Genomic DNA, 16,081 nt, shown 5'->3' with positions numbered 1-16,081 from the left:
TGAAATAAAAAAAGTTGGATCCATGAATAGGTTTTCAATGATTGCCAGCGGCTGAAAATACGTGAAAATAAGCGCCGACTCGGCCGGTGATGAAATCGCTTTCAATGCCTGGTGTATCAGCACGGCAATAAAAGGAAGCTGCCCCAATTGGGGCAGCTTCCTGAGCTGAATTAACCATGGGCCTTGAACTGGTTACTCATGGGGTCGTAGTGATAACCAATCTGCTGCAGACGGGTGGCCAGCTGATCCTCCGTCATGTCGTAGTAAGCCAGCAACTCTTCCAGACCATCGCACTCCAGCCGCAGCTTCTCGTTGATGATCCCGAGCAGAATATTGGCGTCCAGCCGTTGCAAGGTGCTCACATCCATCTTGGTCCCTCCTCTTGCCATACATACTGTATAACCATGAGCGCCGGCCCGCGCTTTGTCTACAGGTTAAAAAACACCCGCCCCATCATCAATATAAATAGTGTTTAAATTCAAATGTTTAATAAAAACCCCTGTTAGTCGGCTCACATTTTTAATCACAAACGCCTTGTCACTGGCATGAGATAGAACTACTGTATACACATACAGCATGGTTATTCATACAGGACACACATATGAGCCAGCCCCTGAGTCACCGCCCACTCTCCTCCTCTGCCGGTGTGATCACCACCTGGCCCACCCGCCATCAGAACAAGGCGGAGCATGAGCATCGACTGGCCATGGATCTCCATGAAGCCCCGTTGCTGGATGCGCTGGGAAGATTGAGCCAAAGCGACAGCGGCTGGATCCTGCTCATAGCCCCGCCAGGGCTGCCCGTGGCCAAGCAACTGCAGGCACAGGGAATCAATCCCGCCCGGGTACTGGTGGTTCACGGCCCCAAGATCAAGAACTGGCAACGTCTGCTGGAGCAGAGCCTGGCCAACGGCCATTGTGCCGCCGTCTTGACCTGGCTGCCCGAACGGGTTGCCCTGGATCGCAGCCGCCTCAGCACCCTGGGGCAGCGTGCCGGTGTCCTGACCCGTTTCTTCGAGCCCACCCCTTCTCAGGGCTCTCTCTGCTACGGTGGGCAGGACGTCTACCTGAACCATTGAGCCTTATCGTGCCGACCCGGGCTGGCAGGGCTCCCCGCCCCAGCGTCAGTCTGGCAGGGCGGCAACCAAGACGAGAAAGGCGACCCTGGGGTCGCCTTCTGTCATATGGCCTGGGCTGCCATCTGCCCGGCGCCCCGCCAGGGGCTTGTACCGGATCAGGCGAGCCTGGTATCCAGCTCGGCAATTTTGGCAGACCAGTAGGCCGGACCGGTTTCATGGATGTTGTTGCCCTGGGAGTCCACCGCCACTGTCACCGGCATGTCTTCCACCTCGAACTCATAGATGGCTTCCATGCCCAGATCGGCGAAGGCTACCACACGGGCCTTCTTGATGGCCTTGGCCACCAGGTAGGCGGCACCACCCACTGCCATCAGATAGACGGCCTGGTGCTGCTTGATGCTCTCGACGGTTTTCGGACCCCGCTCGGACTTGCCTATCATGCCGATGAGGCCGGTTTCACCCAGCATCATGTCGGTGAACTTGTCCATCCGGGTGGAGGTGGTGGGACCGGCCGGGCCGACCACTTCGTCACGCACCGCATCGACCGGGCCGACGTAGTAGATGAAGCGGTTGGTGAAGTCGACCCCTTCCGGCAAGCCTTCGCCATTTTTCAGCATGTCGGCAATACGCTTGTGGGCGGCGTCACGGCCGGTGAGGATCTTGCCGGACAGCAGCACGGTATCGCCGCTCTTCCAGCTGGCGAGCTCGGCCTTGGTGATTCCATCGACGTTGACGCGGCGCACGTTGCCGCCCGCTTCACGGGTGATTTCCGGCCAGTCACTCAGCCTCGGCGGAGTCAATTCGGCGGGGCCAGAGCCGTCGAGCTCGAAGTGAACGTGGCGGGTGGCGGCGCAGTTGGGGATCATCACCACCGGTTTGGAGGCGGCATGGGTCGGGGCGGATTTGACCTTCACGTCCAGCACTGTGGTGAGGCCACCCAGCCCCTGGGCACCAATCCCCAGCCGGTTGACCTTGTCATAGAGCTCGACCCGCAGCTTCTCTTCTGTGGTCTCTGGGCCTCGGGCGATCAGCTCCTGAATGTCGATGTGCTCCATCAGGGCTTCCTTGGCGAGCACGGCCGCCTTCTCGGCGGTACCGCCGATGCCGATCCCCAGCATGCCAGGCGGGCACCAGCCGGCGCCCATGGTCGGTACGGTTTTGAGCACCCATTCGACCACGTCGTCGGAGGGGTTGAGCATCACCATCTTGGACTTGTTCTCGGAGCCGCCGCCCTTGGCCGCTATGCTCACTTCCACCTTGTCCCCCGGGATCATGTCGATGTGCACCACGGCAGGGGCGTTGTCCTTGGTGTTCTTGCGACTGCCGGCCGGATCCGCCAGCACGCTGGCGCGCAGCGGGTTGTCCGGATTGGTATAGGCGCGGCGAGTGCCCTCGTCCACCATCTCCTGCACCGTCATGTCGCTGTCCCACTGCACCTGCATGCCGATCTTGACGAAGCAGGTGACGATGCCGGTGTCCTGGCACAGGGGGCGATGCCCTTCGGCAGACATGCGGGAGTTGATCAGGATCTGGGCCAGGGCATCCTTGGCGGCCGGGTTGATCTCGCGGTCATAGGCAGCCTTGGCGGCGTGGACAAAATCGAGGGGGTGGTAGAAAGAGATGTACTGCAGGGCGTCAGCAATGGAATCGATAAAGTCCTGTTTTCTAATGATGCTCATATCATCCTCACTGGTCCTTGTCGTCGCTTGCGCGAGCAAGGGCTTCCATATGAGCCGGGCCTTCGGCAGGCGGCGAATGCGCACAGAGCCGGCGACTACGGCGTGTTTTTATAACGGTGTTTTTCTTAAAAATGCCGGCGGCCATGATACGCTTGAGCACCCGAACCGGCTAGGGAGCTGGGTGCAAACTGTTGCCTGTGTAACAAAAAATGAAACCAAGACTGCATATCCACCATTTCGATCCGCAAGCATCGCTTCACGCCCTGTTTGCCCGCTTGCAACACCAGGCCTGGGCCATCCTGCTGGAATCGGCAGGCCCAACGGGCGCCGACAACCGCTTTGACATCATCAGCGCCGATCCCCTTGCCACCCTGGAGACCCGGGGTGCCAGCACCTGCCTCACCCAGGCTGGCCACCAGAGCCATCATGACGGCGATCCCCTCGCCCTGCTCGCCGAGACCCAACGAGCCCTGTTGGGGGAGCTGGTGCAGGATGAGCATGACCTGCCCTTCATCGGGGGCGCCCTGGGGCTCTTTGGCTACGATCTGGGCCGGCGATTCGAGCGTCTGCCCGTCCAGGCCAGTGCAGACATCCAGGTACCCGACATGGCGGTGGGGATCTACGACTGGGCACTGCTGCGGGAAGTTGCGACCGGTCGCTGGCAGCTGGTGCACTGGGGAGAGGAGGCCGGGCTCGTCAGACGATTGCAGTGGCTGGTGGCGCAAGCCCCTCGGCCCTGTGCCCCCTTCGCCTTGCAGGGCGAGTGGCAGAGCAACATGAGCCGGGCCGAGTACGGCGAAAAGTTCGCCCGCATCCAGGCCTATCTGGCGGCAGGGGATTGCTATCAAATCAACCTGACCCAGCGCTTCAGCGCCCCCTATGGAGGGGACGAGTGGTCCGCCTATCTCGCCCTCAGCGCCGCCAACAAGGCCCCCTTCTCGGCCTTTGTCCGGCTGCCCCAGAGCGCCATGTTGAGCCTCTCCCCCGAGCGCTTCCTGCTGCTCGATGGCCGCCACATCGAGACCAAGCCCATCAAGGGCACCCGGCCCCGTCATCCGGATCCCGCTATCGACAAACAGGTGGCCGAGTCGCTCGCCAGCGCCGACAAGGACAGATCGGAGAACCTGATGATCGTGGATCTGCTGCGCAACGACATAGGCCGGGTCAGCCGCCCGGGCTCCGTCAGCGTGCCGAGCCTGTTTGCGGTGGAGTCCTTCCCCGCCGTGCATCACCTGGTCTCCACCATTCACGGGGAGCTGGATGCGCGCTGGCAGGGGGTGGATCTGCTGCGGGCCTGTTTCCCAGGCGGCTCCATCACGGGGGCCCCCAAGATCCGGGCGATGGAGATCATCGAGGAGCTGGAGCCGGTGCGCCGAAACGCCTATTGCGGCAGCATCGGCTATCTGAGCCAGCACGGCCGGATGGACACCAGCATCTGCATCCGCACCCTGATAGCCGAAGCCGGCCGGCTCCATTGCTGGGCGGGGGGCGGCATCATCGCCGACTCAGACCCGGACGCCGAATATCAGGAGACCTACGACAAGGTGGCCCGCATCCTGCCGCTGCTGGCTGCCTTGCGCCAATGAGCCTGTGACTGCCCTCGCCCGCCCCAAGGAGACCAGGACCGAGATGGATATCGAGATGAACCGCGCCGAGCTGCTGACCCGCTTCCTGTTGCAGCGCCCCGCCCCCGCCCACCGCCTGGCACTGGCGGGGCTCAAGCCGGCGGCTGTGCTGATCCCCCTGGTGGATCGCCCCCAGGGGCTGCGCCTGTTGCTGACCCGTCGCAGCACCACCCTGCGCCACCACCCGGGGCAGATAAGCTTCCCCGGCGGGCGCCAGGATCCGGAAGATGAGAGCCTGATCCACACGGCCCTGCGAGAGACCCATGAAGAGCTCGGGATCCCCGCCTCCCAGATCCGGGTCATCGGCAGCCTCACCCCGCTCAACACCATCTCCCTGTATGACGTCCTGCCTGTGCTGGCCATGATAGACCCCGACTACCGGCTTGCCCTCAGCCCCGACGAAGTGGAGCAGGCCTTCGAGGTGCCCCTCAGCCATGTGCTGGATCCGACCCACCACATAGCCCTGACCCTGCCAAGGGCGGGCAAGCGCCACACCATCTACTGGATCCCCTGGCAACACTCCTTCATCTGGGGGGCCACCGCCAGCATGATCCGCCAACTGGCCCAGCACCTGTCAGAACAACATATTGATAACCTTTCGAGGTGAGAAATTATCCAGTTAACATTCAACTAACACTGCATATGATAAATAAATTTTGATTTTTTATTCTTTTGATCACATTTCCATAAGAAAGTGCGGGTTTCAGCCTCATAAAGGTGAATCTGATCAACATTTTTGGGTAAAAAGAAAGTATTCTTGCGCCGACTAATTAAAACCACACATTCGGGGTGAGACACATGTCCAATACTGTCACTGGCGCACAGGACGTTGCAGCCGCACAGGAGCAAGGGATCCGCTCGGTCCAATCACGCGGTTGGAGCAAACAAGACACCACCTGGGTTATCAGCCTGTTCGGCACCGCCGTCGGCGCCGGCATCCTGTTCCTGCCCATCAACGCCGGCATGGGTGGCTTCTGGCCACTGGTGGTGATGGCGCTGCTGGTCGGCCCCATGACCTACCTGGCCCACCGCGGCCTGGCGCGCTTCGTGCTCTCCTCCAAGAAGCCCAATGCGGACATCACCGAAGTGGTGGAAGAGCATTTCGGCGTGGGCGCCGGCAAATTAATCACCCTGCTCTACTTCTTTGCCATCTACCCCATAGTGCTGATCTACGGCGTGGGCATCACCAATACCGTCGAGAGCTTCCTGGTCAACCAGCTGCAGATGACGGCGCCCCCGCGCTGGATCCTCTCCATCGTGCTGATCATGGCCATGATGTCGGTCATGCTGGCCGGTGAGAAGCTGATGCTGAAGGTCACCGAGTTCCTGGTGTACCCCCTCATCGCCATCCTGGCGGGCATCTCCCTCTACCTGATCCCGGACTGGACCGGTGCCGCCCTGGCCCAGGTGCCCTCCGCCAAGGATTTCGCCACCACCCTGTGGCTGACCATCCCGGTGCTGGTGTTCTCCTTCAACCACAGCCCGGCCATCTCCAGCTTCGCCCTGGCCCAGCGCCGTGATCACGGTGACAACGCCGTCGCCAAGTCCGACGCCATCTTGAAGCGCACCGCCATCATACTGCTGGGCTTCGTGATGTTCTTCGTCTTCTCCTGCGTGATGAGCCTGACTCCGGCCCAGCTGGCAGAAGCCAAGTCCCAGAACATTGCCGTGCTCTCCTACCTGGCCAACCAGCATGCGAGCCCCATCATCTCCTACTTCGGTCCGCTGGTTGCTTTCGTCGCCATCGTCTCCTCCTTCTTCGGCCACTACCTGGGTGCCCGTGAAGGTCTGAAGGGCATGGTGATGCAGCAGATGCGTTCCTCCGGCAAGGAGCCGAACCACAAGAAGATCGAGCTGTTCATCATCGCCTTCTTCATCCTGACCCTGTGGGCCGTGGCCGTGATCAACCCCTCCATCCTCGGCATGATCGAATCCCTGGGTGGCCCCATCATCGCCACCATCCTGTTCCTGATGCCGATGTACGCCATCAAGCGCGTCCCGGCCATGGCGAAATACCAGGGCCAGATCAGCAACCTGTTCGTGGCAACCATGGGCCTCATCGCCATCTCTGCCATCCTCTATCAGCTGGTCGGCTAACCCCGCCCCCGATAGCCAGGGTCAACCGGATCGCCGGTTGACCCTGCCAGAGACCCACAGCCCGGCAGGCTCAGCGTGCCGGGCTGTTTTCATTGCGGGGCACCGGCAAGGGCCAGGATAAGGCCATCGGCCTATCAGCCACCTTTCCCACCCACCCGCTGCGTTGCCGCCCGTGCAATCGGCTCCTCTTATCACGCTCCACGCTTGGACTAGAAGCAGGAATGGCGTCAACCCCCATGCTGCCGAGTGATCCCCCACGCCCATGATCCCTTCTGCCCTTTGCCTAGTGCCTGTGCAGGAGGATGGGCGCTATACCGCGCCTACATCGGGCACCTAGGGCCTCCCCGCAGGGGTCTGGTTTTGCATCCGATACGCGGGATGCCGTCGATCGCAAGCCCCGCTCTCAGATGCAACGGTGCCGAGCAGAATCTCTGATGCTCCAGGTCGGCGCCCCTCTGCCCGCGACGAGCCTTGAGCCCTTGCCGCGATGGCGGCACGGCGGCTGGCTGCCCATCAACGCCTGAGCCTATGGACCCCGCCGCCCCTGCGGCTCTTCCTTTCCAGAGGGATAGCCACGACCGCCCTCGCAGGCAGGCGCGTCCACCCATGGACAAGAGGCTCACAGCGGCAACCGGCAGATTGGATTAAGGAAGGCGCAAGCGTTGATGACACAAGATTGCAGGCAATAAAAAGCGCCCTCCGAAGAGGGCGCCAGCATTCAGGGAAAAGCTAAGGGGATCAGGCTTCGCGGCTGGGCAGCGGGGCCGCCTCCATCAGGCTCTCATCCTCGGCCATGCAGGCGGCCGCGGTGAACAGCACGTCGGTGGAGCTGTTGAGGGCCGTCTCGGCGGAGTCCTGCAGCACCCCGATGATGAAGCCGACGGCGACGACCTGCATGGCGATGTCGTTGCTGATGCCAAACAGGCTGCACGCCAGCGGGATCAGCAGCAGGGAGCCACCGGCCACGCCGGAGGCGCCACAGGCGCTGATGGTGGCGACCACGGAGAGCAGAATGGCGGTAGCCAGATCCACTTCCATCCCCAGGGTGTGCACCGCCGCCATGGAGAGCACAGTGATGGTGATGGCGGCCCCTGCCATGTTGATGGTGGCGCCCAGCGGGATGGAGACAGCGTAGGTGTCTTCCGGCAGACGCAGCTTCTCGGCCAACGCCATGTTGACCGGGATGTTGGCGGCGGAGCTGCGGGTGAAGAAGGCGGTCACGCCACTCTCTTTCAGGCAGGTCAGCACCAGCGGATAGGGGTTGCGCTTGATCTTCCAGAACACGATGAGCGGGTTGACCACGAAGGCGATGAACAGCATGCAGCCGATCAGCACCACCAGCAGCTGGGCATAGCCAAACAGGGCATCGAAACCTGTCTCGGCCAGGGTGGACGCCACCAGACCCAGGATGCCGAGCGGGGCACAGCGGATCACCGCTCTGACGATGCTGGAAACCCCGTGGGACACATCGGAAATCAGCGCCTTGGTGCTGTCACCCGCGTGACGCATGGCGATACCAAGGCCGATGGCCCAGGCCAGGATACCGATGTAGTTGGCATCCAGCAGCGCCTTCACCGGGTTGGTCACCACGTTGAACAGCAGGGTCTGCAGTACCTCGGTGATGCCGCCCGGCGGGGTGATCTCGGCAGTGCTGGCCACCAGGTGCAGGTTGGAGGGGAACAGGAAGCTCGCCATCACGGCCACCACGGCGGCCAGGAAGGTCCCCAGCACATAGAGCAGCAAGATCGGCTTCATGTTGGTCTTCTGACCCTGCTTGTGACCGATGATCGCCGACATCACCAGCACGAAGACCAGCAGCGGGGCGACCGCCTTCAGGGCACCGACGAACAGGCTGCCAAGCAGACCCGCCGCCTTGGCCCATTCGGGCATGAACATGGCAAGGAGGATGCCGAATACCAGACCGACCAGGATCTGGCTAACCAGACTGGTGCTGTTGACCAGTTTTATGAGGGGGTGTTGTTGTGTCATCAAATAGTCCCTGTGCACTCATGGTGCGTGAATCATTAGTCCTGTTGGCAACCTGCCGCGCGCATTGACACCGGCCTGTGGACGGTGGTGCCGTTGGCAAACCTTCTTCTGGATCTGTCCAGTACGCGTGGGGTTGCGGACAAGGAATATCCCATCTGCCATCGTTTTTTTCCACATAATCACTGAAAAATATCAGGGTTACCTCACAAAAAATCTACAACAATGTGATAACACAATATCAACTACGGTCAAATTGTCACCAAACCAGTCCTATCATCGGCCGATGTGGGGGCGAGAGTGGTATCATGCCGCTCACTTTGCACTGGAGCCTGTTGCCATGATCACCTCTTTATTGACCCGACACTTCGGCTTCGACCGGCTGCGCCCCGGCCAGGAAGCGGTGATCAGCCGCCTGCTGGCCGGCAAGAGTGCGGCTGCCATCTTCCCGACCGGCGCAGGCAAGTCCCTCTGCTACCAGTTGCCCGCGCTGGCACTGCCCCATCTGACCCTGGTCATCTCCCCCCTGCTGGCGCTGATGCACGATCAGCTCGCTTTCTTGCAGAGCAAGGGGATTGCCGCCGCGACCCTGGACTCCAGCCAGACCCCCGAGGAGAGCCGCCGGGTGATGCAGCAGGCCAGCGACGGCCAGCTCAAGATCCTGATGATCTCGGTGGAGCGCCTCAAGAACGAGCGCTTTCGCCGCTTCATCGCCCAGGTGCCACTCTCCCTGCTGGTGGTGGACGAGGCGCACTGCATCTCCGAATGGGGCCACAACTTTCGGCCCGACTATCTGAAGCTGCCGGACCATCGCCGCGATCTCACCATTCCCCAGGTACTGCTGCTCACCGCCACCGCCACCCCGGCGGTCATGGCAGACATGCAGGCCAAATTCGCCATCGAGGCCGAGGATCTGGTGGTGACAGGTTTCTATCGCCCCAATCTGGATCTCGCCGTGATCCCGCTGGCCGGCAGTGCCCGCGATGGCTGGCTGCGTGACGAGTTGCGCCGCGATCCCGCAGCCCCCACCATCGTCTACGTCACCCTGCAGCAGAGCGCGCAGCTGTGCGCCGATCAGCTGCAGGCCATCGGCATTCGCGCCTGTGCCTATCATGCGGGGCTGGATCCCGCCCTGCGCAGCCAGATCCAGCACGACTTCATGGCCGGCCGACTCGACTGCATCGTCGCCACCATCGCCTTTGGCATGGGGATCGACAAGGCCGATATCCGCCGGGTCATTCACTACGATCTGCCCAAATCCATCGAGAACTACAGCCAGGAGATAGGCCGCGCCGGACGTGACGGGCTCCCCTCCCGCTGCATGGTGCTGGCGAGCCGCGCCCAGTTGCCTGTGCTGGAAAACTTCGTCTATGGGGACACCCCGGACAGGGAGGCCATCCTGAGCTTGCTCCAGATCCTGCAACAGAGCGGTGCCGAGTGGGAATTTGGCCTGCTGCGCCTCTCCAACGAGACCAACATTCGCCAACTGCCCCTCAAGACCCTGCTGGTCTATCTGGAGATGGCGGGGATCATTGCCCCGGCCTACAGCTACTTTGCCGAGTACCGTTTCAAGTTCGTGCTGGAAAAACGGGAGATCCTGGCTCGCTTCAATCCCGATCGCCGCCAGTTCCTGGAGCAGCTGTTTGCCTGTGCGCCCCAGGCGCGCAGCTGGTGCACCATGGACTTCGATGCGCTGTGGCAGGGTTATCAGGGGGAACGCCAGCGCGCTGCGGCGGCGCTGGATTATCTGCAGCAGCAGGGCTGGATCGAGCTTGAAAGCAAGCAGATGACGGAGGTGTATCGGATCGTGCGCCAGCATATCGACCCGACGGCACTGGCCGAAGAGCTGCATGGACTGTTTGAAAAGAAAGAGCAGAGCGAGCTTGCCCGCCTCCAGGCCCTGCTGGGGTTCTTTACCTCGACCCACTGCCTGAGCCATGAGCTGGCCCGCTATTTTGCCGATGAAGAGGCGCCCGAGCAGTGCGGGCACTGCTCCGTCTGCCGGGGGGAGATAGCCGTGCTGCCGCCGCTGCCATCTCCGGGCTTGCCCAACGAGCACGGCTTGCGCGCCTGGTGCGATCCTCTGATTGCCCTGTGTCACCAGCGCCATCCCAGGATCCTGACCCGCTTCCTGTGCGGTATCGCCACCCCCCTGACCACCCGGATCAAGGCGAGAAACCTGGCCGGTTTTGGCCAGCTGGCGAGCCATCCCTTCGCCGAGGTGCTGGCGGCGGTGTCGGCGATCTATCCTGCCGACGCTTGATCACCCGCTTGCCGGACGCTGAAAAAATAAGACCCTCGCGGATGCGAGGGTCAAGCCAACGGAAACGTGCTTAAACAGAGCTTAGTATCTGCGCAATCACCCACTCTCTTGCTAAAGCGATGACTGCTCGACACAGGGCCAATCTAGAGCAGCCGGAATGTAGCGTCAATGTAAAAATTAGAGCTTAAACACCAAACGACACACATTACGTTAACGTAAGCGTCATGACATTTCATCCCTTCTCCCCTGCCACCCTTGCCCCGCCTGCACTTCGATTCGACAAACCCGGGAGCCATCATTTTCTGCGCCTGCCACACAAACATTTATTTTTTATGTCTTTGACATTTGCATCACTGTCGTGGCAAAAATAATTTAACAGTCAGTAACATAGAGATGTCATTGGCTGCCTCTTCCCGCATGAGGATCGGGAAGCTCCCGTACAAACTTAAACCAATGATGGCGATGGATTACTGGGGGCTGTTGACTAGGCTTAAGAGGTAAACAGAACAAAAGTAGTGATCCACTCTTTTTCAGGGTAAGCGACTATAACGAGGGCTAAGTTATGGGCATCTTCGAGCACTATCAACAGCGGTATGAGAAGGCCAGAGAGGAGGAGTACAGCATCCAGGAGTTTCTGGATATGTGCAAACAGGACAAATCCTGCTACGCCTCCGCCGCCGAACGACTGCTGGTTGCCATCGGCGAACCGGAAATGATCGACACTTCCGTCAATCCGCGCCTCAGCCGCCTCTTTTCCAACCGCGTCGTCGCACGCTATCCCGCTTTCAAAGACTTCTATGGCATGGAAGAGGCCATCGAGCAGATCGTCTCCTACCTCAAGCACTCCGCCCAGGGACTGGAAGAGAAGAAGCAGATCCTCTACCTGCTCGGCCCCGTCGGCGGCGGTAAATCCTCGCTGGCCGAGAAACTCAAGTCCCTGATGCAAAAAGTGCCCATCTATCGCATCAAGGGGTCGCCGGTCAATGACCACCCCTTCTGCCTGTTCGACATCGAAGAGGACGGCGAGATCCTGGAAAAAGAGTACGGCATACCGCGACGCTACCTGAGGCCCATCATGTCCCCCTGGGTCGCCAAGCGGCTGCATGAGTTTGGCGGCGACATCACCAAGTTCAAGGTGGAGAAGGTCAACCCCTCCATCCTGGATCAGATCGCCATCGCGAAAACCGAGCCGGGGGACGACAACAACCAGGACATCTCCTCCCTGGTGGGCAAGGTCGACATCCGCATGCTGGAACACTACGCCCAGGATGATGCCGATGCCTACTCCTACTCAGGGGCGCTGTGCAAGGCGAACCAGGGGATGATGGAATTCGTGGAGATGTTCAAGGCTCCCATCAAGGTATTGCACCCCTTGCTGACCGCGACCCAGGAAGGCAACTACAACGGCACCGAGGGACTCTCCGCCCTCCCCTTCGACGGCATCCTGCTGGCCCACTCCAACGAATCCGAATGGCAGCAGTTCCGCAACAACAAGAACAACGAGGCCTTCCTCGACCGGGTCTACATCGTCAAGGTGCCCTACTGCCTGCGCGTCTCGGAAGAGGTGAAGATCTACGAGAAACTGCTGTTCAACAGCGAGCTGACCGAGGCCAAATGCGCCCCGGGCACCCTGGAGCTGCTGGGCCAGTTCTCCGTATTGTCACGGCTCAAGGAGCCGGAAAACTCCAGCCTCTACTCCAAGATGCGGGTCTATGACGGCGAGAGCCTCAAGGATACGGATCCCAAGGCGAAGAGCTATCAGGAGTATCGCGACTACGCCGGCGTCGACGAGGGCATGAACGGCCTCTCCACCCGCTTTGCGTTCAAGATCCTCTCCCGTGTCTTCAACTTCGACCATGCGGAAGTGGCGGCCAACCCTGTCCACCTCTTCTATGTGCTGGAGCAGCAGATAGAACGCGAGCAGTTCCCGCAGGAGCTGCACGATCGCTACCTCGAGTTCATCAAGGGCTATCTGACCCCGCGCTACGTGGAATTTATCGGCAAGGAGATCCAGACCGCCTATCTCGAGTCGTATTCAGAGTACGGGCAGAACATCTTCGATCGCTATGTCACCTATGCCGACTTCTGGATCCAGGATCAGGAGTACCGTGACCCCGAGACCGGCCAGCTGTTTGATCGGGCATCGCTGAACAGCGAGCTGGAGAAGATCGAAAAACCGGCAGGGATCAGCAACCCGAAAGATTTTCGCAACGAGATCGTCAACTTCGTGCTGCGTGCACGGGCCAACAATGCAGGCCGTAACCCCAACTGGACCAGTTACGAGAAGCTGCGCACCGTGATCGAGAAGAAGATGTTCTCCAACACGGAAGAGCTGCTGCCGGTTATCTCCTTCAACAGCAAAACCTCGGCCGAGGAGCAGAAGAAGCACGATAACTTTGTCGAACGGATGATGGAGAAGGGCTATACCCGCAAACAGGTACGCCTGCTCTCCGAATGGTATCTCAGGGTACGCAAGTCATCCTGACCCTGCCGTGTTCAAGGGGGAGTTATGGCGCATTTTATCGACCGCAGGCTCAACGGCAAAAACAAAAGCGCTGTCAATCGGCAGCGCTTCATCCGCCGCTACAAGAAGCAGATCAAACAAGCGGTCTCGGATGCTGTCTCCAAGCGCAGCATTCAGGACGTGGACAAGGGCGAGAGCATCAGCATCCCGACCAAGGACATCGGTGAGCCCCATTTCCATCAAGGCCAAGGCGGTAAACGGGAGATGGTGCACCCGGGCAACGATCAGTTCGTCTCCGGTGACAAGATTGACCGCCCCAAGGGAGGGGGCAGCGGTCAGGGCGGGGGCGAAGGCCAGGCCTCGGATCAGGGCGAGGGAGCTGACGACTTCGTGTTCCAGATCTCGAAAGACGAGTACCTGGACCTGCTGTTTGAGGATCTGGAGCTGCCACGGCTGCAGAAGACCCAGCTCAACCAGCTGATGGAGATGAAAACCTACCGCGCGGGCTACACCTCCAACGGGGTGCCCGCCAACATCAACGTGGTGCGCTCGCTGCAAAATTCGCTGGCGCGTCGCATGGCGCTGCAGGCGGGCAAGAAGCGCCAGCTGCGTGAACTGGAGGAGCGGCTGGCCCTGCTGGCCGTCGATCCCAACGAACATTTTGCCGAGATGGCACAGCTCGAAAAGGAGATCAGGGAGCTGAAACGGCGGATCGAGGCGGTGCCCTTCATCGACACCTTCGATCTCAAGTTCAACAACTTCGTCAAGCGGCCCGTGCCCTCCAGCCAGGCGGTGATGTTCTGCCTGATGGATGTCTCCGGCTCCATGGATCAAGCCACCAAGGAGATGGCCAAGCGTTTCTACATCCTGCTCTATCTGTTCCTGAGCCGGACCTACAAGAACGTGGAGGTGGTCTACATTCGCCACCACACCCAGGCCAAGGAAGTGGACGAACACGAGTTCTTCTACTCCCAGGAGACCGGCGGCACCATAGTCTCCAGCGCCCTCAAGATGATGAACGACATCATCAACGAGCGTTACCCTGCCAACCAGTGGAACATCTATGCGGCGCAGGCGTCCGATGGCGACAACTGGGCGGATGATTCGCCCCAGTGCCGGGAGATACTGATGCGCGACATCATGCCGCGGGTGCGCTACTACTCCTACATCGAGATCACCACCCGCGCTCATCAGACCCTGTGGCACGAGTACGAGTCGGTGGCCGAGCAGTACCCCCACTTCGCGATGGAGCACATTCGCAAGGTAGAGGACATCTATCCGGTGTTCCGGGAGTTGTTCAAGAAGCAAGCGGCTTGAGGGATCACATATGGTAGAAACCGCGAGAAAAATAGCGCCGCTGGACGATGGGCCTGACTGGAACTTCGATCTGCTGGAGACCTATCACCAGGAGATTGCCCGGGTTGCCAAGTTTTATCGGCTGGATACCTATCCCAACCAGATCGAGGTGATCACCGCCGAGCAGATGATGGATGCCTACTCCAGCGTCGGCATGCCCATCGGCTACCAGCACTGGTCGTTCGGCAAGCGCTTCATCCACACCGAGCGCAACTACAAGCGCGGCCAGATGGGCTTGGCCTATGAGATCGTCATCAACTCGGACCCCTGCATCGCCTACCTGATGGAAGAGAACACCATGCCGATGCAGGCACTGGTGATGGCGCACGCCTGCTATGGCCACAACTCTTTTTTCAAGAACAACTACCTGTTCAAGGCCTGGACCGATGCCTCCTCCATCATCGACTACCTGCTGTTTGCCAAGAACTACATCACCGAATGCGAGGAAAAACACGGCATAGATGCCGTAGAACGGCTGCTCGACTCCTGCCACGCCCTGATGAACTTCGGGGTGGATCGCTACAAGCGGCCCCAGAAGATCTCCCTGGCAGAGGAGAAACGGCGCCAGAAGGCGCGGGAAGATTACCTGCAGACCCAGGTCAACGAGCTGTGGCGCACCCTGCCCAAGCAGCACAAGGCCGCCGGTATCGAGGACAGGCGCTATCCGCCCGAGCCTCAGGAGAACATCCTCTACTTCATCGAGAAGAACGCCCCATTGCTGGAGCCCTGGCAGCGGGAAGTGGTGCGCATAGTGCGCAAGATCAGCCAGTACTTCTACCCGCAGAAGCAGACCCAGGTGATGAACGAGGGCTGGGCCACCTTCTGGCACTACACCATCCTCAATCACCTGTATGACGAGGGGAAGATCAGCGATCGCTTCATGATAGAGGTGCTGCACAGCCACACCAACGTGGTGTACCAGCCCCCCTACAACAGCCGCTACTACTCGGGCATCAACCCCTATGCCCTCGGTTTTGCCATGTTCACCGACCTGCGCCGCATCTGCGAGCACCCCACAGAGGAGGACAGATACTGGTTCCCCGATTACGCCGGTACCAACTGGGTCGACACCCTGCACTTCGCCATGCAGAACTTCAAGGACGAGAGCTTTATCAGCCAGTTTTTAAGTCCTAAAGTGATGCGCGACATGAAGCTGTTTGCCATCGATGACGACGATCTGAAGAACTACCTCAAGGTCTCCGCCATCCACAACGAGGAGGGTTACCGGCTGGTGCGCAACACCCTGTCAGCCCAATACAACCTGAGCAATCTGGAGCCCAACATTCAGGTCTACAACGTGGCGGTGAAGGGAGATCGCTCCCTCACCCTGCGTTATGTCCCCCACAACAGGATCCCCCTCGGCGAGTCGCGGCACGAGGTGCTCAAGCATCTGCACCAGCTGTGGGGATTCGATGTGGTGCTGGAGCAGGATAACGGCGAGCTCACCGCGGACATCATAGGGCGCTGCCCGGATCGCAAGAGCCTGACCTGATGGGCAGGCAAGGAGCATAAAAAAACGCGCCATCAGGCGCG

Annotated in this window: 11 protein-coding genes; 8 read left to right on the top strand and 3 right to left on the bottom strand. The window is 60.3% G+C overall.

The annotated features are described in order from the left end of the window. Positions 1 to 170: 170 nt before the first annotated feature. The gene (locus HB860_RS05685; RefSeq protein ID WP_005323525.1) at positions 171 to 368 is read right to left on the bottom strand and encodes a DUF4250 domain-containing protein; all 198 of its coding nucleotides are present in this window, start codon (positions 366 to 368) and stop codon (positions 171 to 173) included. A 233-nt stretch (positions 369 to 601) separates the two neighbouring features. Between HB860_RS05685 and HB860_RS05680 the strand changes: the two genes are divergently transcribed. Further along, positions 602 to 1,078 carry a cell division inhibitor gene (locus tag HB860_RS05680; RefSeq protein ID WP_247626008.1) on the top strand — a complete coding sequence of 159 codons (477 nt, stop codon included), beginning with the start codon at positions 602 to 604 and terminating at the stop codon, positions 1,076 to 1,078. 155 nt (positions 1,079 to 1,233) lie between these two features. Here HB860_RS05680 and HB860_RS05675 read toward each other — a convergent pair whose 3' ends face one another. Then, positions 1,234 to 2,757 carry a fumarate hydratase gene (locus HB860_RS05675; RefSeq protein WP_202045854.1) on the bottom strand — a complete coding sequence of 508 codons (1,524 nt, stop codon included), beginning with the start codon at positions 2,755 to 2,757 and terminating at the stop codon, positions 1,234 to 1,236. 209 nt (positions 2,758 to 2,966) lie between these two features. Between HB860_RS05675 and pabB the strand changes: the two genes are divergently transcribed. The 3 genes from pabB (at position 2,967) to HB860_RS05660 (ending at position 6,479) form a co-directional block, all read left to right on the top strand. Further along, entirely contained in the window at positions 2,967 to 4,343 is a 1,377-nt protein-coding gene (gene pabB, locus HB860_RS05670; RefSeq protein WP_247626007.1) for an aminodeoxychorismate synthase component I, read from the top strand. A 55-nt stretch (positions 4,344 to 4,398) separates the two neighbouring features. Continuing rightward, positions 4,399 to 4,989, top strand: coding sequence for a CoA pyrophosphatase (locus HB860_RS05665; protein WP_247626031.1), 591 nt, complete (start codon positions 4,399 to 4,401; stop codon positions 4,987 to 4,989). 191 nt (positions 4,990 to 5,180) lie between these two features. Then, positions 5,181 to 6,479, top strand: coding sequence for an HAAAP family serine/threonine permease (locus HB860_RS05660; protein ID WP_247626006.1), 1,299 nt, complete (start codon positions 5,181 to 5,183; stop codon positions 6,477 to 6,479). Positions 6,480 to 7,217: 738 nt separating this feature from the next. On the opposite strand, the gene sstT is transcribed toward HB860_RS05660, so the two are convergent. Further along, positions 7,218 to 8,468, bottom strand: coding sequence for a serine/threonine transporter SstT (gene sstT, locus HB860_RS05655; RefSeq protein ID WP_247626005.1), 1,251 nt, complete (start codon positions 8,466 to 8,468; stop codon positions 7,218 to 7,220). A 337-nt stretch (positions 8,469 to 8,805) separates the two neighbouring features. Here sstT and HB860_RS05650 point away from each other — a divergent pair, with 337 nt between their 5' ends. The 4 genes from HB860_RS05650 (at position 8,806) to HB860_RS05635 (ending at position 16,040) form a co-directional block, all read left to right on the top strand. Then, positions 8,806 to 10,728: a RecQ family ATP-dependent DNA helicase gene (locus HB860_RS05650; RefSeq protein WP_247626004.1), complete on the top strand. Its 1,923-nt coding sequence runs from the start codon at positions 8,806 to 8,808 to the stop codon at positions 10,726 to 10,728. Between the two features lie 562 nt (positions 10,729 to 11,290). Beyond that, positions 11,291 to 13,213, top strand: a complete 1,923-nt coding sequence (locus tag HB860_RS05645) for a PrkA family serine protein kinase (protein ID WP_139434296.1) — start codon at positions 11,291 to 11,293, stop codon at positions 13,211 to 13,213. A 24-nt stretch (positions 13,214 to 13,237) separates the two neighbouring features. Continuing rightward, positions 13,238 to 14,509, top strand: coding sequence for a YeaH/YhbH family protein (locus HB860_RS05640; protein ID WP_202045859.1), 1,272 nt, complete (start codon positions 13,238 to 13,240; stop codon positions 14,507 to 14,509). Positions 14,510 to 14,519: 10 nt separating this feature from the next. Further along, positions 14,520 to 16,040 carry a SpoVR family protein gene (locus HB860_RS05635; protein WP_139434294.1) on the top strand — a complete coding sequence of 507 codons (1,521 nt, stop codon included), beginning with the start codon at positions 14,520 to 14,522 and terminating at the stop codon, positions 16,038 to 16,040. Positions 16,041 to 16,081: the final 41 nt, after the last annotated feature.

It is taken from the genome of Aeromonas genomosp. paramedia (genome assembly GCF_023093515.1).
Taxonomy (GTDB): domain Bacteria; phylum Pseudomonadota; class Gammaproteobacteria; order Enterobacterales; family Aeromonadaceae; genus Aeromonas.
This window is presented reverse-complemented; position numbering and strand designations above follow the sequence as displayed.

Bases quoted from the DNA above. Each gene is read 5' to 3' on its own strand.
- HB860_RS05685 (WP_005323525.1), bottom strand. From the start codon at position 368: ATGGATGTGAGCACCTTGCAACGGCTGGACGCCAATATTCTGCTCGGG.
- HB860_RS05680 (WP_247626008.1), top strand. From the start codon at position 602: ATGAGCCAGCCCCTGAGTCACCGCCCACTCTCCTCCTCTGCCGGTGTG.
- HB860_RS05675 (WP_202045854.1), bottom strand. From the start codon at position 2,757: ATGAGCATCATTAGAAAACAGGACTTTATCGATTCCATTGCTGACGCC.
- pabB (WP_247626007.1), top strand. From the start codon at position 2,967: ATGAAACCAAGACTGCATATCCACCATTTCGATCCGCAAGCATCGCTT.
- HB860_RS05665 (WP_247626031.1), top strand. From the start codon at position 4,399: ATGAACCGCGCCGAGCTGCTGACCCGCTTCCTGTTGCAGCGCCCCGCC.
- HB860_RS05660 (WP_247626006.1), top strand. From the start codon at position 5,181: ATGTCCAATACTGTCACTGGCGCACAGGACGTTGCAGCCGCACAGGAG.
- sstT (WP_247626005.1), bottom strand. From the start codon at position 8,468: ATGACACAACAACACCCCCTCATAAAACTGGTCAACAGCACCAGTCTG.
- HB860_RS05650 (WP_247626004.1), top strand. From the start codon at position 8,806: ATGATCACCTCTTTATTGACCCGACACTTCGGCTTCGACCGGCTGCGC.
- HB860_RS05645 (WP_139434296.1), top strand. From the start codon at position 11,291: ATGGGCATCTTCGAGCACTATCAACAGCGGTATGAGAAGGCCAGAGAG.
- HB860_RS05640 (WP_202045859.1), top strand. From the start codon at position 13,238: ATGGCGCATTTTATCGACCGCAGGCTCAACGGCAAAAACAAAAGCGCT.
- HB860_RS05635 (WP_139434294.1), top strand. From the start codon at position 14,520: ATGGTAGAAACCGCGAGAAAAATAGCGCCGCTGGACGATGGGCCTGAC.